This is a genomic window from Thiomonas bhubaneswarensis (assembly GCF_001418255.1).
In the GTDB taxonomy this organism is placed as follows: Bacteria; Pseudomonadota; Gammaproteobacteria; order Burkholderiales; family Burkholderiaceae_C; genus Thiomonas; species Thiomonas bhubaneswarensis.
Genome location: NZ_LIPV01000010.1, coordinates 15,240 through 31,582 on the forward strand (window position 1 = coordinate 15,240; position 16,343 = coordinate 31,582).

Consider the following 16,343-nt stretch of genomic DNA (forward strand, 5'->3'; position numbering starts at 1 on the left):
AACGCGCAATTATCGCAGATTTCGTCAGACGCTCAACCGCCCCGTCGCATTAGATCGAAGAATTCGGCGTTGTTCTTGGTTTGCTTCATCTTGTCGAGCAGGAACTCCATCGCCTGGATCTCGTCCATCGGGTAGAGCAGCTTGCGCAGAATCCAGGCTTTCTGCAGGATTTCGGGCTTGAGCAACAGTTCTTCGCGGCGCGTGCCCGAGCGGTTGATGAGCATGGCAGGGTAGACACGCTTTTCCGACAGGCGGCGATCCAGGTGGATTTCCATATTGCCGGTGCCCTTGAACTCTTCGTAGATTACTTCGTCCATGCGGCTGCCGGTATCGACCAGCGCGGTGCCGATGATGGTCAGCGACCCACCTTCTTCAATGTTGCGCGCCGCTCCGAAAAAGCGCTTGGGGCGCTGCAGCGCATTGGCATCCACGCCGCCGGTGAGGATCTTGCCCGAGGTCGGCACGACGGTGTTGTAGGCCCGGGCCAGGCGGGTGATGGAGTCGAGCAGAATGACCACGTCCTTCTTCAGCTCGACCAGACGCTTGGCCTTTTCGATCACCATTTCGGCGACCTGCACATGTCGCACGGCGGGTTCGTCAAAGGTGGAACTGACGACCTCGCCACGCACCGAGCGCTGCATTTCGGTCACTTCTTCCGGCCGCTCGTCGATCAGCAGCACGATGAGCACGACTTCAGGGTGATTGGACGTGATGGCATGGGCCAGAGCCTGCAGCATCACGGTCTTGCCGCTCTTGGGCGGGGCGACCAGCAGGCCGCGCTGGCCCTTGCCGATCGGGGCGATGATGTCGATCACCCGGCCGATGATGTTTTCCTCGCCCTTGATGTCGCGTTCCAGACGCAGATGTTCCGTGGGGAACAGCGGCGTGAGGTTCTCGAACATGATCTTGTTCTTGTTTTCCTCCGGGCTCACGCCGTTGACGCGGTCCACCTTGACCAGCGCGAAGTAGCGCTCGCCATCCTTGGGCACCCGCACTTCGCCTTCGATCGAGTCGCCGGTATGCAGGTTGAAGCGGCGGATCTGGCTGGGCGAAATGTAGATGTCGTCGGGCGACGCCATGTAGCTCGATTCGGGCGCGCGCAGAAAACCGAAGCCGTCGGGCAGAACCTCGAGGCAGCCGTCGCCGAAGACCTGTTCGCCGTTGCGGGCCACGCGCTTGAGGATGGCAAACATCAGCTCCTGCTTGCGCAGTCGGCTTGCGTTCTCGATCTCCAGGGACTGCGCCATTTCGAGCAGTTTGGAGACGTGCGTCGCTTTGAGTTCGGACAGATGCATGGTGAAAACTCGGGGAGGAGCGGCTGCGTCGGACCTTGTCGTCAGACGGTGCGTGCGTCAGTTCGGCACGCGGCGGCAGCGAAGAAAAACGTGGGAACCGTGAGGGCGGGACGTGGCCGTGCAGGGGGTATCACGGCGGCTGAACAGCCTGGAGCAGCTGTTCAGTCTGGGGATTTTGCGCGGTGGGGTGACCGCGCTATGGACAAAATTATAGATGAGCGTCGACGAAGGCCGTCAATTGAGACTTCGAGGCGGCACCGACCTTGTTGCCGGCGAGTTCGCCGTTCTTGAACAGCAGCAGCGTCGGGATGCCGCGAATGCCGAATTTCGCCGGAATGGTGCGGTTTTCATCGACGTTCACTTTCATGATCGCCAGCTTGCCCTGGTATTCGCTGGCCATCTCGTCGAGCGTGGGCGCGATCATGCGGCACGGACCGCACCACTCGGCCCAGAAATCCACCAGAACGGGAACGCCCGATTTCAGCACATCCTGCTCGAAATCCGCGTCATTGGTGTGTTTGATCAGTTCGCTAGCCATGGTCACCTCGTTGGAAAGAATTGCGGGGGATTTTGACACAAATTGCGACTGTGGCGCTGAACATGGCTCATGGATTCAGCATCAGAGTCAAGGTGAAAGCTGGAGATCGCAGGCGATCAGACCGTCAGATGACGCGGCACACAAGCCTTCAGGGGGTATGAGGGTGACGAGCCGTTCCCCCGGCACTCACGGTAAACGGCTGTGGCTGCTTCGTTCCCGACCTGACCCGGTTCACCGCGCCGCGATGCGAGGCGGCCCGTCACATTGCATTCTAAGACAACGGGCCGGTGGATCAGTTGCCGGTCTCGTCCATCAGGGCGCGCGCCTGCGCGATCTGGCCGCGGTAGGCGTCGAAAATCTTGCGCAGAGCCGTGTCCAGATCGGCCTTGGGCGCCCATTGCAGATCGCGCATGGTGTTGACGATCTTGGGCACGCGGTTCTGCACGTCTTGGTAGCCCTTGCCGTAGTAGGCGCCGGAGCTGGTCTCCACTAGTTTGACCTGCCCAGCGGATGCGGCGTATTCGGGAATCTCGGCGGCCAGGCGCAGCATGCGCTCGGCCAACTCGCGGATGGAGTGGTTATTGGCCGGGTTGCCGATGTTGTAAATCTGGCCGCTGGCCACGCCGTCCTTGTTTTCGATGATTTTCATCAGTGCGTCGATGCCGTCGTCGATGTCTGTGAACGCGCGCTTTTGCTGGCCGCCATCGACCAGGCTGATGCTCTCGCCGCGCACGATGTGCCCCAGGAACTGGGTGACCACGCGTGAACTGCCCTCCTTGGCGGAAAAGATGGTGTCGAGCCCGGCGCCGATCCAGTTGAACGGGCGGAACAGGGTGTAGTTCAGGCCTTCCTGCTGGCCGTAGGCGGCGATGACGCGGTCCATCAACTGCTTGGAGCAGGCGTAAATCCAGCGTGGCTTGTTGATCGGGCCGTAGGTCAGCGGCGAGTTCTCGGGGTCGAACTCGGCATCGCTGCTCATGCCGTAGACCTCGGATGTGGACGGAAACACCAGATGCTTCTTGTGCTTCACTGCGGCGCGCACGATGGGCAGGTTGGCCTCGAAGTCGAGTTCGAACACCCGCAGCGGCGCCTTCACATAGGTGGCGGGCGTGGCGATGGCCACCAGCGGTAGGATCACGTCGCATTTACGCACGTGGTACTCGATCCACTCTTTATTGATGGTGATGTCGCCTTCGAAGAACTTGAAGCGCGGATTCGGCAGCAGATCGTCGATGCGGTCGGTGTTCATGTCCATGCCGTACACCTGCCAGTTGGTGGTGGCGAGGATGCGCTTGGACAGATGGTGACCGATGAAGCCGTTGACGCCGAGGATGAGGATTTTTTTCATGGTTGAAGCCTTGCGAGTTCCGATAGTTGTTGTGCGCTCAGTGGCTTGCCGGGCTGCTCGGCAAGCCAAAGTTCGCGGATGTGGATGACGCCGCCATCACCTGCCTTGGCCAGAAGTTGACCTTGCGCCCAATGCAGGCCTGGTGCTGCACGGGCGGGAAGCTGAGCGGTCAGATCGGGGCGCGCCAGCCGCGCGCGGGCGACGATGAACCGTCTGCCTTGCAGCTCGAAGAAGGCACCAGGGTAGGGCGGGGCCACGGCGCGGATGAGGTTGTAGATGGCCTGCGCGGGTTGAGCCCAGTCGATGCGGCCATCTTCGGGCTTGCGTCCGCCGAAGTAGCTGCCCGCGGCCAGGTCGTTGGCGCGACGCGGCACCTCGCCGCGCTGCAGTTTCGGCAGCACGTTCCACAGCGTCATTTCGGCGGCGACCGTGACCTTGTCGAATACGTCCTTGGCCGTATCGTCGGGCAGGATGGGCACGGCTTGCTGCGCGACGATGTCGCCCGCGTCGGGCTTGATCTCCATGACGTGCAGCGTGGCGCCGGTCTCGGTTTCACCGTGCAGCACGGCCCAGTTCACCGGCACACGACCCCGGTATCTGGGCAACAGCGAGCCATGCATGTTCAACGCGGCGATGCGTGCCGCGGCCAGGAGCCGCGCGGGCAGCATGCGACGGAAATAGAAGGAAAACAGATAGTCGGGGGCGAGCGCCACGACGCGGTCGATGATCGAATTGTCCACCGTCTCGTCGACCAGGATCACCGGAATGCCGGCCTCGGCGGCGACATCGGCCACGCGATCGAACCAGAGCGTTTCGCCCGGGCTGTCGGGGTGGGTGACGACGAGATTGACCTGCACGCCGCGCGCCAGCAGCGTCTTGAGGCAGCGTACGCCGACGTTGTGATAGGCGAAGACGACGGCTTTCACGGCAGCCTGACAGCGGAGGAGGGCTCGGCTTGGGGCGTGGCAAGCGGTTGCGGGACGAACACGCCGGGCTCGGGCGGCATATCCTGCAGCACGGCCTGCACCAGGTAGCGCGGACGACCGCGCACCTGCTCGTAGATGCGCCCGATGTATTCGCCCAGAAGGCCGATGCTGAACAGCACCACGCCGAGCAGGAAGAAGGTGATGGCGAACAGGGTGAACACGCCCTGCACCTGCGAGCCTTCGACGAAGCGCTGCACCATGAGGTAGAGGAACAGCGCGCCGGAGGCGAGCGACAGCAGGATGCCCGAGTACGACATGAGCTGCAGCGGCACCAGCGAAAACCCGGTGACCAGGTCGAAGTTCAGCCGGATGAGCTTGAACAGCGAATACTTCGAGTCGCCCGCCTGCCGCTCCTCGTGCGCCACTTCGATCTCGGTGGGTTTGAGCGCGAAGGTGTAGGCCAGAGCGGGAACGAAGGTGTTGGACTCGGTGCAGCGGTTTACCGTGTCCACCACGTCGCGGCCATAGGCGCGCAGCATGCAGCCCTGGTCGGTCATGCGCACGCTGGTGATCTTCTCGCGCGTCCAGTTCATGGCTTTGCTCGCGTTGCGGCGGAACCAGCTGTCCTGGCGCATGCGGCGTATGGTGCCGACGTAGTCGTAGCCCTCGCGCATCTTCGCGACCAGGCGACCGATTTCCTCCGGCGGGTTCTGCAGGTCGGCGTCGAGGGTGACGACGATGGGCGCGCGGGTGTGCTCGAAACCGGCCAGGATGGCCATGTGCTGGCCGTAGTTGCCGTTGAACAGCACCACGCGGGTGACGTCCGGGCGCAGGCGTTGCTGCGCGGCCAGCAGGGCGGCGGAGCGGTCGCGGCTGCCGTCGTTGACGAACAGGATCTCGTAGGGTTCGTTCAGCGCATCGAGCGCGGGGTAGAGGCGGGCGAACAGGGCGGCGAGTCCGGCCTCTTCGTTGTAGACGGGGACGACCACCGAAACGGCGGGATGCGGGTGCAGAGTCATAGACCGAATTGTCGCAGCACGGCGTCGAGCGCCGAAGTCACGCGGGTGACGTCGCTGTCCTGCATGGCGGGGAACAGCGGCAGGGTGAGGATGGCCCCGCCCACGGCTTCGGCGTGGGGAAAGTCGCCGGGCTTGAAGCCTCGCGCCCGGTACAGGCTGAACAGATGGATGGCGGGATAGTGCACGCCGGTGGTGATGCCGCGGTCCTTGAGCGCCTGCATCAGTGCGGCTCGCTGAACCTGCGGCGGCGGCACGATCTGGAACATGTGCCAGTTGCTCTGCGCGAAGTCGCGCGGCGGCAATTGAATGCCGCGTGCCTCGATGTTCAGGGCGTCGAACGCGGCGAAGTACTGCCGCGCCAGTTCGCGGCGGCGGGCGTTGAACTCGTCCACACGCTGAAGCTGCCCCCAGCCCACGCGTGCGGCCACGTCGGTGAGGTTGGACTTGCCGCCGACGACATCGACCTCCATGCCGTCGAGTCCGCTGCGCTGCACGCCTTGCAGCCGCAGCCTGCGGGCCAGATCGACGTCGGCGCCACTGGGCAGCACCAGACAACCACCTTCGATGGAGGTGATGTTTTTGTTGGGATGAAAGCTGAACGAGGCGAAGTCGCCGAAGCTGCCGATGCGTTGCCCCTGCCACATACTGCCGATGGCCTGCGCCGCGTCTTCGATCACCCGCAGCCCGTGCCGCGCCGCGATGGCGTAGATCGCATCCAGATCGGCGGGCAGTCCGGCCAGATGCACCGGCAGGATCGCCCGCGTGCGCGGGGTGATGGCGGCCTCGATGCGGCTCGCATCGATGTTGCGGGTGACGGGGTCGATGTCGGCGAACACCGGCGTGGCCCCGACCGTGAGGATCACGTTGCTGGTGGCCACCCAGGACAGCGGCGTGGTGATGACCTCATCGCCCGGGCCGATGCCCAGCAGCCGCAGCGCAATCTCCATGGTCACCGTGCCAGAGGCGTAGGCGAGCACCGGGCGGCCGCCGAAATAATCGGACAGCGCCTGCTCGAACTTCGCGCACCACGGCCCGGTGGTGATCCAGCCCGAACGCAGCACTTCGACGACACCGGCGATGGTGTCTTCGTCGATCTCGGGACGAGTGAAGGGAAGAATGTCTTGAGGGTTCATGCGCAGACGATCAGGCTCGGGCGACGACGATGACGCCCACGATGATGATGGCGATGCCGACGAGTTTCTGCACTGTGAGCGCTTCGCCGAATAGCCACCACGCGGCAAAAGCGGTGACCACATAGCCGAGCGACAGCATCGGGTAGGCGATGGAGACCTGCACCCGGGTGAGCGCCAGAATCCACACCACTACCGACACCGCGTAGAACGTCAGCCCCAGCAGAATCTGCCATTGCAGGGCGAAGTGCAACCCGGCGTGCCAGATATTGCCTGCGGTGAAGCTGAAGCGCCCCACCGTTTCCGCCCCCGACTTGATGAGCAGCTGCGCCGCGGCATTGAGCAGCACCCCGGTGAGCACCAGGGCGAAAGCCACCGCGCTCATGGTTGACCTCCAGGGGCAACGAGCGATTTGCCTTCGTTCCATGCAGCAGGCAGACGCGCGGCCGCAGCCTGCGCCGCAGCGCCATAGTCCTGTCCCGGCTTGGCGATGACGACGAAGCGGGTCGTGCGGTAGATCACCGTCATGGGGATGTGCAGGTCTTGCAACACGGGCAGGGTGGAGGGCGGCATCAGCGCCAGAGGCAGACGATCCGCAGTCCAGCGTTTGGCGAAATCGGCATAGGTGGGCACCCACAGGCTGGGTTGCTGCGCGATGCCGAAATGCAGCTCGCCCTGATACTCCACCAGCGTCACCGTGCGGTCGAGGTAGAACGGCAGGGTCTGGTCGTAAGTGCCCACGGCGTAGAACGGCTGCCCCGGATGAATCCAGGGGCGAATGGCCTGTACCACGTCCTTGGTCGACACGGTGCGCCCGAGAATCTGGAATTGCTGAATGCCCAGCGAAAAACCCAGCGTCATCGCCACGCAGACCACCAGTACGGCCGCGGTGCGCCGCGCCTGTCCCTCCAGCCGCCAGGCTGCCACACCGCCAAGCAACGCGAGCACGGCCGTGCCTTCAAGCCACCAGCCGAATTGCTGATACAGCGCGCCCGAGGTGTAGGCGTTGCCAAAACGATGCAACTGCGTGAAACCGATCATCGCCGCCAGCCCGAGAACGGCCAGCAGCGCGAACTGCCAGCGCAGCGCACCCCGGGGCGCTCGGTCGAGATGGTCGCCGATCAGCAGCGCCAGCGCCGGAAAGATGGGCAGGATGTACGACGGCAGCTTCGATTTGGAAATGCTGAAGAACACGAAGATCAGCACCGCCCAGATCACCAGCATGCCCTGGGCGTGGAGGGTGCGGCCCTGCGCGCTGCCGAAGGCCGCGCCGCGCAGCGCCGGTTGCCGGGCGCCGCCGATCAGGGCCGGGACCAGACTGCCCAGCCAGGGCAGAACACCCAGGATCAGGATGGGAATGAAATACCACCAGGGCCCGGGCCGTTTGAGCTCGTTGGTGAGAAAGCGGGTGAACTGCTGGTAGATGAAGAAGTAGTCGAAGAACTCGGGGTTGCGCACCTGCACCCAGACGAACCAGGGCGCGGCGATGGCCAGAAAGACCACCAGCCCGCTGACGATGTAAAGCCGTGTCCACAGCCGCCAGTCGCGGTAGATCAGGGTGTAGAGCACCAAGGCCGCTCCGGGCAGCAGGATGCCGATGAGCCCCTTCGACAGCACGGCCAGCGCCATGAATGCCCAGCAGGCCCACATCCACCCGCGGGTCTGTGCGCGGCTGGCGTCTGGGCGCTGTGCCAGAAGAAACGCCAACAGGCTGGCCGACATGGTGGCGGCGGTGCCCATGTCCAGCGTGTTGATGTGGCTCATCGCGTTCCAATAGAACATGCTGGCCAGCACTGCCGCAGCGAAGATTCCGGTGCGCCGGTTGAACAGTCGCCCGCCTGCCCAGCCGACGAACACGATGGACAGCAGTCCGGTGAGCCCGGTCCAAAGCCGCGCCTGCCACTCGCCGAAGCCGAACAGTTCGTAAGTCACCGCCGTCGCCCAATATTGCAGGGGCGGCTTCTCGAAGTACTTGAAGCCGTCGAGCCGAGGCGTGACCCAGTCGCCCGAAACCACCATTTCGCGCGGAATTTCGGCGTAGCGCCCTTCATCGGTGGGCACCAGATCGCGCCAGCCCAGCGTGCCCAACCAGAGAATGACGAGGCCGACGAACAGCCAGCGCGTCAGGTTGCGGCTCGGGTCGGCGTGGGAGGAAGCGAAGTCTGACGAGGAATGCGGCATGAACGAAGGGCGAAGGCGTGGCCTGGCCGGGGTAAGGCAATGGAAATTCGACGGTAGCCGAGCATGGTAACGGGGCAAGTCTTGCGTCCGACTGAGCAAGAGAGTGCAATCAGCGCAGCAAATCGCTGTTTGGAGGAGACGACATGACCTGGCCCACCCACACCGTGACCAATCAGGCCCCGCCCTTGCAGGATTACAACCTGTTCGGCGCCGATCCGGCGCTGCGCGAGGCCGTGGATCGGGCTGGCGCTGCCTGGGCCGTGCCCGATCTCACTCGCCAGGGCGAGGAACTCGGCACCGCGGCCAGCTTTGCGCTAGGGCATCTGGCCAACCAGTATCCGCCCCTTCTGCGCAGCTTCGACGCGCGCGGCCATCGGCTCGACGAGATCGAATTTCACCCCGCCTGGCATGGTTTGATGGCCGACATCGCCCGGCGCGGCCTGCACACCGGGCCGTGGGCGCAAGCTCGACATGGAGCGCATGCGGCGCGGGCCGCGGGCTTCATCCTGCAGACGCAGATCGAAGCCGGATCGATGTGTCCGACCACCATGACCTATGGCGCGATACCCGCGCTGGCGCGTGACGCCGGGCTCGTACGCGAGGCGTTGTCCGTTCTGCTGCGTCCCGAGTACGACCCGCGTGATCTGCCGCTGGCACAGAAACGCGGGGGGCTGATCGGCATGGGCATGACCGAGAAACAGGGCGGCTCCGATCTGCGCACCAACACCACCCGCGCCGAACCCGACGGCGCGGGCGGCTGGCGGCTGACCGGCCACAAATGGTTTTTTTCCGCGCCGCAGTGCGACGCTCATCTCGTGCTGGCGCAGACCCCGGGTGGATTGAGCTGCTTCTTCGTGCCTCGCTGGGTACCCGACGGCAGCAAGAACCCGGTGCTGATCCAGCGGCTCAAGGACAAACTCGGCAATCGCTCCAACGCTTCGTCGGAAGTGGAGTTCCAGGGGGCCTGGGGGCATCTGCTCGGCGCGGAAGGCCGCGGCGTTCCCACCATCCTGGAAATGGGTACCTACACCCGGCTCGATTGCGTGCTGGGCACCACTGGCCTGATGCGCCAGGCGCTCAGTCAGGCGGTGCACTATGCGCGGCATCGGCTGGCTTTCGGCGCGGCGCTGATCGACCAGCCGCTGATGCGCAACGTGCTCGCTGACATGGCGCTGGAAGTGGAGGCGGCCATCGCCCTGGCCATGCGTCTGGCCGAGGCCTTCGACGCCCAGCACGACGAGGCGCAGTCGCTGCTGCGTCGTCTGCTCACGCCTGCGGCCAAGTTCCGCATCTGCAAGCGCGGTGCCGAGCTCGCCGCCGAGGCCATGGAAGTGCTGGGCGGCAACGGCTATGTGGAAGACGACGTGCAGGCGCGCATCTACCGCGAAATGCCGGTCAATTCCATCTGGGAGGGGTCGGGCAACGTGATGTGCCTGGACGTGCTGCGCGCGCTCGGCAAGAACCCGCGCACCCTCGATGCGCTGATGGCCGAACTCGCCCCGGCCCAGGGGCGCAACGCCCACTTCGACGCGCATGTCCGGCGTCTGGCGGCCAGGCTGCGACAGCCCGAGGGTCTGCAGGCCGAGGCCCGCAGCGTCAGCCACGATATCGTGCTCGCCATGCAGGCCGCGCTGCTGCTGCAACACGCGCCGCAAGCCATTGCCGAGCCGTTTTGCGCGTCCCGTCTGGGCGGCGAATGGGGCGGGGGCTTTGGCACGCTCTCGACTACGTGCGACAGCGCGGCCATCTTGGACCGGGCGTTACTCAGTTGAGGATGCGGAACTTGACCGGCACCAGCACCCAGGACGTGATGGACTGTCCGTTGCGAGTCGCCGCGACGAAGCGCCATTTCGCCACCGCCGCCTCGGCGGCTTCATCCAGCCTGGGGAAGCCGGTGGATGACAGAAGCCGGATCTGCAGCGGCCGCCCGTCCGAGCCGACCTGAACTTTGAGCAGGGCGGTGCCTTCCTCGCCCAACTGACGCGACAACTGCGGATAGGTCGGCGGCGGGTTGTCGAGATAGTCGGCCTGATAGGACGCCGCGGTTTCCACGACGGGGGGCGCAACGGTCGGCGCGGAGGCGGCGGTTGCGGGGTGTGCGGTCGCGTGCGCGGCCTCAAGCGTCTCGGGCGTCGGCGCCTTGGGCGAAGCAGGAGCGGGATGCGGCGTCGGGGCGGCTGCGGTTGGCATCGTCGTGGGGGCTGCGGCCTTGGTCGGCGCCGTTGGCGCGACAGGCTCCTGCGTCGCCACACGCGGCGCAGGCTTGGCGGGCTCGGCCCGATGCACGGGTGAGCGATGCGCCTCAGGCCGGGTTGGCGCCGGGCGCGGTGTCGGGCGGGCGGGGGGCGGTTGCGGCGTCGGCAACTGTGGCGCCTGCGTGGGCTCGGTGCGGGGCGGTGGCTTGATCAGGCTCACCCATTCCAGGCGCTGCTCCGGTTTGTCGGGCGGTGGGGGCGGGGTGAACAGCAACCACGCCAGAAACAGGGCGTGGGCGAGCAATACCCCCAACGCGAGCGCGAGCAGAGGAAACGGGCGGGGGGCTAATGCGGGGGCGGTAATCGTGTTCATCGCGGCAGACGGCGTGAATATAATCCGTCCACTTTTGTGCGCCTGAGGCGTCTGCGCGATGCGGCGTCCTCCCAAGGGGTGCGATGAACGGGCAAATGGCTCTCGGAGCCCTTGCCTCGGACACGCCCCAGATCGACCGGTCAGGCCGCCGATCCATTCCAATATCCCGGCGCTCACCGGAGAATTTTCATGTTGCCCATGCTGCCCAAAGCCGTCCTGGTTCTCGCCGACGGCTCGATTTTTCGCGGACATTCGATAGGCGCGATGGGGCAGACGGTAGGCGAAGTCGTGTTCAACACCTCGATCACCGGCTACCAGGAAATCCTGACCGATCCGAGCTACTGCCGCCAGATCGTCACTCTGACCTACCCGCACATCGGCAATGTCGGTGTCAATGCGCAAGACGTCGAGGCCGCCAAGGTGCACGCCGCCGGGCTTGTCGTCAAAGACCTGCCCACGCTGCTGTCGAACTACCGCAGCCAGCAGTCGCTCGGCGACTATCTGCGCGCCCAGGGCACGGTGGCGATTGCCGGTATCGACACCCGCCGCCTGACGCGCCACCTGCGCACCCACGGCGCGCAAAACGGCTGCATCATGGCGCTGGAAGCCGGGCAGGAACTCACCGATGTCGTGGTGCAGACGGCGATAAGCGCTGCGCGCGGTTTCGCCGGTCTGGCCGGCATGGATCTGGCGCGCGTCGTCTCCACGACGAAGGCCTACGAGTGGTCGCAGACCGACTGGTCGCTGCAGGAGGGGTATGGCGAGATGGATCGCCCCGTCAGGCATGTGGTGGCCTACGACTTCGGCGTGAAATACAACATCCTTCGTCTGCTGGCTGCGCGGGGCTGCCGGGTGACGGTGGTGCCGGCGCAGACGCCCGCCTCCGAGGTGCTGGCGATGCGGCCCGACGGCGTGTTTCTCTCCAACGGCCCGGGCGACCCGGAGCCCTGTGACTACGCCATTGCGGCGACGCAGCAGATCATCACCGCCGGCGTGCCGACCTTCGGTATCTGCCTCGGGCATCAGATCATGGGGCTGGCGGCTGGGGGCAAGACGTTCAAGATGAAGTTCGGTCATCACGGCGCCAACCATCCGGTGAAAGACCTGGACAGCGGCCGGGTGTCCATCACCAGCCAGAACCACGGTTTCGCCGTGGATGCGGCCAGTCTGCCCGACACGGTGCGCACCACGCATGTCTCACTGTTCGACGGCACGTTGCAGGGCCTGGCCTGGAAGGACAAACCGGCGTTCTGCTTCCAGGGCCACCCCGAGGCCAGCCCCGGCCCGCACGACATCGGCTATCTGTTCGATCGCTTCGTCGGTCTGATGGATCGCGCCTGAGCAGGAGATTGCAGATGTTCGGCGTCGTCAATCTGTGGACCTATGTGCTCGGGGTGATTTTCATCGTCCTGCTGCCAGGGCCGAACTCGCTCTATGTGCTCAGCGTGGCCGCACAGCGCGGGGTGCGCCAGGGCTATCTGGGGGCGATGGGCGTGTTTCTGGGCGACACGGTGCTGATGGTGCTGGCCGCCGCCGGTGCGGCGTCGCTGCTCGAAACCAATCTGACCCTCTACCACCTGGTGCAGGCCGCAGGCGCGCTCTATCTGGGTTGGCTGGGCATCAACATGCTGCGCGCTGCCTGGAAGCGCTGGCGCACGCCCGATACCGGTCTGCATGCCCATGCCGCCACTTATGCTCACATGCCACCGCATCCGAGCGGCAAGCGGCTGGAGAGCCCGTTTCGCAAGGCCTTGTTCATCAGCCTGCTCAACCCCAAGGCCATTCTGTTTTTCGTCTCGTTCTTTATTCAGTTCGTCGACCCGCACTACCCGCATCCGGCGCTGTCGTTCCTGCTACTCGGGCTGATCGTGCAGTTTTTCAGCGCGCTCTACCTCTCGGTGCTGATTTTCGGCGGTGCAAGGGTCGCTGACGCCTTCCGTCGCAGGCGTCGGCTTTCAGCCCTGACGATGGGCGCGACTGGCGCGGGCTTTTTGGGCTTCGGCGTCAAGCTGGCGCTGGCAGCCACGGCGAGAACCCACTGATTTTTCCTGAATTCATCTGCATAAAGAGACTCGCCCATGCCCAAGCGCAGCGACATAAAAAGCATTCTGATCATCGGGGCCGGCCCCATCATCATCGGCCAGGCCTGCGAGTTCGACTATTCGGGCGCCCAGGCCTGCAAGGCCCTGCGTGAAGAAGGCTACAAGGTCATTCTGGTCAACAGTAACCCGGCCACCATCATGACCGACCCGGAAACGGCCGACGTGACGTACATCGAGCCCATCACCTGGCAGGTGGTCGAGACCATCATCGAGAAGGAGCGGCCCGACGCCATCCTGCCGACCATGGGCGGGCAGACCGCGCTGAACTGTGCGCTCGATCTGCACCACAACGGCGTGCTGGGCAAGTACGGCGTGGAACTGATCGGCGCCAAGCCCGCGGCCATCGACATGGCCGAAGATCGCCAGAAGTTCAAGCAGGCCATGACGCGCATCGGCCTGGGCTCGGCGCGCTCGGGCATTGCGCACAGCATGGAAGAAGCCTGGGGCGTCCAGAAGTCGATCGGCTTTCCGGTCATCATCCGCCCCAGCTTCACTCTGGGTGGCACCGGCGGCGGCATTGCCTACAACCCGGAAGAGTTCGAGATCATCTGCAAGCGCGGCCTGGAGGCCTCGCCCACCAGCGAACTGCTCATCGAGGAATCGCTGATCGGCTGGAAAGAGTTCGAGATGGAAGTGGTGCGCGACAGCGCGGACAACTGCATCATCGTCTGTTCCATCGAAAACCTCGACCCGATGGGCGTGCACACGGGCGACTCGATCACCGTCGCCCCGGCGCAGACCCTGACCGACAAGGAATACCAGATCATGCGCAACGCCAGCATCGCGGTGCTGCGCGAGATCGGCGTCGATACCGGCGGCTCCAACGTGCAGTTCGCGGTAAACCCCAAGGACGGGCGCCTGATCGTCATCGAGATGAACCCGCGGGTGAGCCGGTCCTCGGCGCTGGCGTCGAAGGCCACCGGCTTTCCGATTGCCAAGATCGCGGCCAAGCTGGCCGTGGGCTACACCCTGGATGAGTTGCGCAACGACATCACCGGCGGCGTCACGCCGGCCTCGTTCGAGCCGACCATCGACTACGTGGTCACCAAGGTGCCGCGCTTCGCCTTCGAGAAGTTTCCCCAGGCCGACTCGCGTCTGACCACGCAGATGAAATCGGTGGGCGAGGTCATGGCCATGGGCCGGACCTTCCAGGAGAGCTTCCAGAAAGCGCTGCGTGGGCTCGAAGTCGGCGTCGATGGCATGAACGAAAAGACGCAGGACCGCGAGGTGCTGGAAAAGGAGCTGGGCGAGCCCGGCCCCGAGCGCATCTGGTACGTGGGCGACGCCTTTGCGCAGGGCATGAGCCTGGACGAAGTGCATCAGCTCACCCGCATCGACCCGTGGTTTCTGGCTCAGATACAAGACATCGTGCAGACCGAGCTGGATCTGGAACGCCACCACACCCTCGACAAGCTCGACCGCGACCATCTCTACGCGCTCAAGCAGAAGGGGTTTTCCGATCGGCGCCTGGCCAAGTTGCTGCACACCACCGAGACCGCCGTGCGCGAGCGCCGCCGTGCGCTGCAGGTGCGGCCGGTGTTCAAGCGCGTGGACACCTGCGCCGCCGAGTTCGGCACCGAGACCGCCTATCTGTACTCGACCTACGACGAGGAGTGCGAGGCGCTGCCCACCCAGCGCAAGAAGATCATGGTGCTGGGCGGCGGGCCCAACCGCATCGGGCAGGGTATCGAGTTCGACTACTGCTGCGTGCACGCGGCGCTGGCCATGCGCGAGGATGGTTTCGAGACCATCATGGTCAACTGCAATCCCGAGACCGTGTCCACCGACTACGACACTTCCGACCGCCTTTATTTCGAGCCGCTCACGCTCGAAGACGTGCTGGAGATTGTCGACAAGGAGCAGCCCGTCGGTGTGATCGTGCAATATGGCGGGCAGACGCCGCTCAAGCTCGCGCTCGATCTGGAGGCCAATGGGGTGCCCATCATCGGCACCAGTCCCGACATGATCGACATGGCCGAAGACCGCGAGCGATTCCAGCATCTGGTCGAGCAGCTCGGCCTGCTGCAGCCGCCCAACCGCACCGCGCGCTCGGAAGCCGAGGCGCTGGCGCGGGCCGAGGAAATCGGCTACCCGCTGGTCGTGCGTCCTAGCTACGTGCTGGGCGGTCGTGCCATGGAGATCGTGCACGAACAGCGCGACCTCGAGCGCTACATGCGCGAGGCGGTGAAGGTCAGCCACGACTCGCCGGTGCTGCTCGATCGCTTTCTCAATGACGCCATCGAATGCGATGTCGACGCCATCAGCGACGGCACCCAGGTGTTCATCGGCGGCGTCATGGAGCACATCGAGCAGGCCGGGGTGCACAGCGGCGACTCGGCCTGCTCGCTGCCGCCGTACTCGCTGTCGGCCGCCACGGTGGCGCGCATCAAGGAGCAGACGGTCAAGCTTGCCCACGGGCTGCAGGTCGTCGGTCTGATGAATGTGCAGTTCGCCATCCAGCAACAGGACGGCGAGGATCGCATCTTCCTGCTCGAAGTGAACCCGCGGGCCTCTCGTACCGTGCCCTACGTCTCCAAGGCCACGGGCTTGCAGCTTGCCAAGATCGCGGCGCGCTGCATGGCCGGTCAGACGCTGGCGCAGCAAGGCATAGCCCGCGAAGTCACGCCGCCTTACTACTGTGTGAAGGAGGCGGTGTTCCCCTTCAGCAAGTTCCCCGGCGTCGACCCCATCCTCGGTCCCGAGATGAAGTCCACCGGCGAAGTCATGGGTGTGGGGCAGACCTTCGGCGAGGCCTTCGTCAAGTCGCAGCTCGCGGCGGGCACGCGTCTTCCTGATCCCAAGGCGGGTGGGAAGGTGTTTCTTTCGGTCAAGCAGAGCGACAAGCCCGACGCCGTGGAAGTGGCGCGGCAGTTGGTGGCCATGGGCTTCGGCGTGGTGGCCACGCGCGGCACCGCGGCCGCCATCGCCGCGGCCGGGGTCGAGGTTCAGGTGATCAACAAAGTCACCGAAGGCCGCCCCAACATCGTGGACATGCTCAAGAACGACGAAATCGTGCTGGTGATCAACACGGTGGAGGAGCGGCGCAATGCCATCGCCGATTCACGCGCTATCCGTACCTCGGCGCTGGCCGCGCGGGTCACGACCTACACCACGATTTCGGGTGCCCTGGCCGCCGTCGAAGGCATGAAACAACTGCAGAAAATCGCGGTCTACCCTTTGCAATCCTTCGCGACGGCGTAAAATCCGCCCGCATCGAGCACCGCAGCGCAAGCCGC

The 16,343-nt window shown here is 64.8% G+C and carries 13 protein-coding genes and 1 other RNA gene; 4 read left to right on the top strand and 10 right to left on the bottom strand.

The window, feature by feature from the left end; all coding sequences use genetic code 11:
* Positions 1-32: 32 nt before the first annotated feature.
* From rho to ASC45_RS12810, 9 genes are all read right to left on the bottom strand, one after another.
* Positions 33-1,295, bottom strand: coding sequence for a transcription termination factor Rho (rho, locus tag ASC45_RS12775; RefSeq protein WP_055451424.1), 1,263 nt, complete (start codon positions 1,293-1,295; stop codon positions 33-35).
* Between the two features lie 208 nt (positions 1,296-1,503).
* Positions 1,504-1,833, bottom strand: a complete 330-nt coding sequence (trxA, locus tag ASC45_RS12780; protein ID WP_055451425.1) for a thioredoxin TrxA — start codon at positions 1,831-1,833, stop codon at positions 1,504-1,506.
* Between the two features lie 162 nt (positions 1,834-1,995).
* Positions 1,996-2,094: signal recognition particle sRNA small type (gene ffs, locus ASC45_RS15570), an RNA gene on the bottom strand.
* A 31-nt stretch (positions 2,095-2,125) separates the two neighbouring features.
* A complete protein-coding gene (locus ASC45_RS12785) occupies positions 2,126-3,181 on the bottom strand; it encodes a bifunctional UDP-4-keto-pentose/UDP-xylose synthase (RefSeq protein ID WP_055451426.1) in 1,056 nt (351 codons plus the stop codon).
* Positions 3,178-4,107 (bottom strand): formyltransferase, encoded by a 930-nt coding sequence (locus tag ASC45_RS12790; RefSeq protein WP_055451427.1) that lies wholly within the window; start codon positions 4,105-4,107, stop codon positions 3,178-3,180. The genes ASC45_RS12785 and ASC45_RS12790 overlap by 4 nt, the downstream gene beginning before the upstream one ends.
* Complete coding sequence (locus ASC45_RS12795) at positions 4,104-5,126, bottom strand: glycosyltransferase (RefSeq protein WP_055451428.1); 1,023 nt, start codon at positions 5,124-5,126, stop codon at positions 4,104-4,106. The genes ASC45_RS12790 and ASC45_RS12795 overlap by 4 nt, the downstream gene beginning before the upstream one ends.
* Positions 5,123-6,259, bottom strand: a complete 1,137-nt coding sequence (locus ASC45_RS12800) for a DegT/DnrJ/EryC1/StrS family aminotransferase (RefSeq protein ID WP_055451429.1) — start codon at positions 6,257-6,259, stop codon at positions 5,123-5,125. The genes ASC45_RS12795 and ASC45_RS12800 overlap by 4 nt, the downstream gene beginning before the upstream one ends.
* Positions 6,260-6,269: 10 nt before the next feature.
* Positions 6,270-6,641 (bottom strand): SMR family transporter, encoded by a 372-nt coding sequence (locus ASC45_RS12805; RefSeq protein WP_055451430.1) that lies wholly within the window; start codon positions 6,639-6,641, stop codon positions 6,270-6,272.
* The gene (locus tag ASC45_RS12810) at positions 6,638-8,437 is read right to left on the bottom strand and encodes a glycosyltransferase family 39 protein (RefSeq protein ID WP_055451431.1); all 1,800 of its coding nucleotides are present in this window, start codon (positions 8,435-8,437) and stop codon (positions 6,638-6,640) included. The genes ASC45_RS12805 and ASC45_RS12810 overlap by 4 nt, the downstream gene beginning before the upstream one ends.
* Before the next feature lie 143 nt (positions 8,438-8,580).
* On the opposite strand from ASC45_RS12810, the gene ASC45_RS12815 reads away from it, so the two are divergent.
* The gene (locus ASC45_RS12815) at positions 8,581-10,209 is read left to right on the top strand and encodes an isovaleryl-CoA dehydrogenase (RefSeq protein WP_055451432.1); all 1,629 of its coding nucleotides are present in this window, start codon (positions 8,581-8,583) and stop codon (positions 10,207-10,209) included.
* On the opposite strand, the gene ASC45_RS16170 is transcribed toward ASC45_RS12815, so the two are convergent.
* Positions 10,202-11,005 (bottom strand): energy transducer TonB, encoded by an 804-nt coding sequence (locus ASC45_RS16170; RefSeq protein ID WP_055451433.1) that lies wholly within the window; start codon positions 11,003-11,005, stop codon positions 10,202-10,204. The genes ASC45_RS12815 and ASC45_RS16170 overlap by 8 nt on opposite strands.
* A 189-nt stretch (positions 11,006-11,194) precedes the next feature.
* Here ASC45_RS16170 and carA point away from each other — a divergent pair, with 189 nt between their 5' ends.
* From carA to carB, 3 genes are read left to right on the top strand one after another with little or no spacing between them, the layout of a single operon-like run.
* A complete protein-coding gene (gene carA / locus ASC45_RS12825) occupies positions 11,195-12,346 on the top strand; it encodes a glutamine-hydrolyzing carbamoyl-phosphate synthase small subunit (RefSeq protein WP_055451434.1) in 1,152 nt (383 codons plus the stop codon).
* 14 nt (positions 12,347-12,360) lie between these two features.
* Positions 12,361-13,047, top strand: a complete 687-nt coding sequence (leuE, locus tag ASC45_RS12830) for a leucine efflux protein LeuE (protein WP_055451435.1) — start codon at positions 12,361-12,363, stop codon at positions 13,045-13,047.
* Between the two features lie 36 nt (positions 13,048-13,083).
* Complete coding sequence (gene carB, locus ASC45_RS12835) at positions 13,084-16,308, top strand: carbamoyl-phosphate synthase large subunit (protein ID WP_055451436.1); 3,225 nt, start codon at positions 13,084-13,086, stop codon at positions 16,306-16,308.
* Positions 16,309-16,343 lie beyond the last annotated feature (35 nt).

Bases quoted from the DNA above. Each gene is read 5' to 3' on its own strand.
- rho (WP_055451424.1), bottom strand. From the start codon at position 1,295: ATGCATCTGTCCGAACTCAAAGCGACGCACGTCTCCAAACTGCTCGAA.
- trxA (WP_055451425.1), bottom strand. From the start codon at position 1,833: ATGGCTAGCGAACTGATCAAACACACCAATGACGCGGATTTCGAGCAG.
- ASC45_RS12785 (WP_055451426.1), bottom strand. From the start codon at position 3,181: ATGAAAAAAATCCTCATCCTCGGCGTCAACGGCTTCATCGGTCACCAT.
- ASC45_RS12795 (WP_055451428.1), bottom strand. From the start codon at position 5,126: ATGACTCTGCACCCGCATCCCGCCGTTTCGGTGGTCGTCCCCGTCTAC.
- ASC45_RS12800 (WP_055451429.1), bottom strand. From the start codon at position 6,259: ATGAACCCTCAAGACATTCTTCCCTTCACTCGTCCCGAGATCGACGAA.
- ASC45_RS12805 (WP_055451430.1), bottom strand. From the start codon at position 6,641: ATGAGCGCGGTGGCTTTCGCCCTGGTGCTCACCGGGGTGCTGCTCAAT.
- ASC45_RS12810 (WP_055451431.1), bottom strand. From the start codon at position 8,437: ATGCCGCATTCCTCGTCAGACTTCGCTTCCTCCCACGCCGACCCGAGC.
- ASC45_RS12815 (WP_055451432.1), top strand. From the start codon at position 8,581: ATGACCTGGCCCACCCACACCGTGACCAATCAGGCCCCGCCCTTGCAG.
- ASC45_RS16170 (WP_055451433.1), bottom strand. From the start codon at position 11,005: ATGAACACGATTACCGCCCCCGCATTAGCCCCCCGCCCGTTTCCTCTG.
- carA (WP_055451434.1), top strand. From the start codon at position 11,195: ATGTTGCCCATGCTGCCCAAAGCCGTCCTGGTTCTCGCCGACGGCTCG.
- leuE (WP_055451435.1), top strand. From the start codon at position 12,361: ATGTTCGGCGTCGTCAATCTGTGGACCTATGTGCTCGGGGTGATTTTC.
- carB (WP_055451436.1), top strand. From the start codon at position 13,084: ATGCCCAAGCGCAGCGACATAAAAAGCATTCTGATCATCGGGGCCGGC.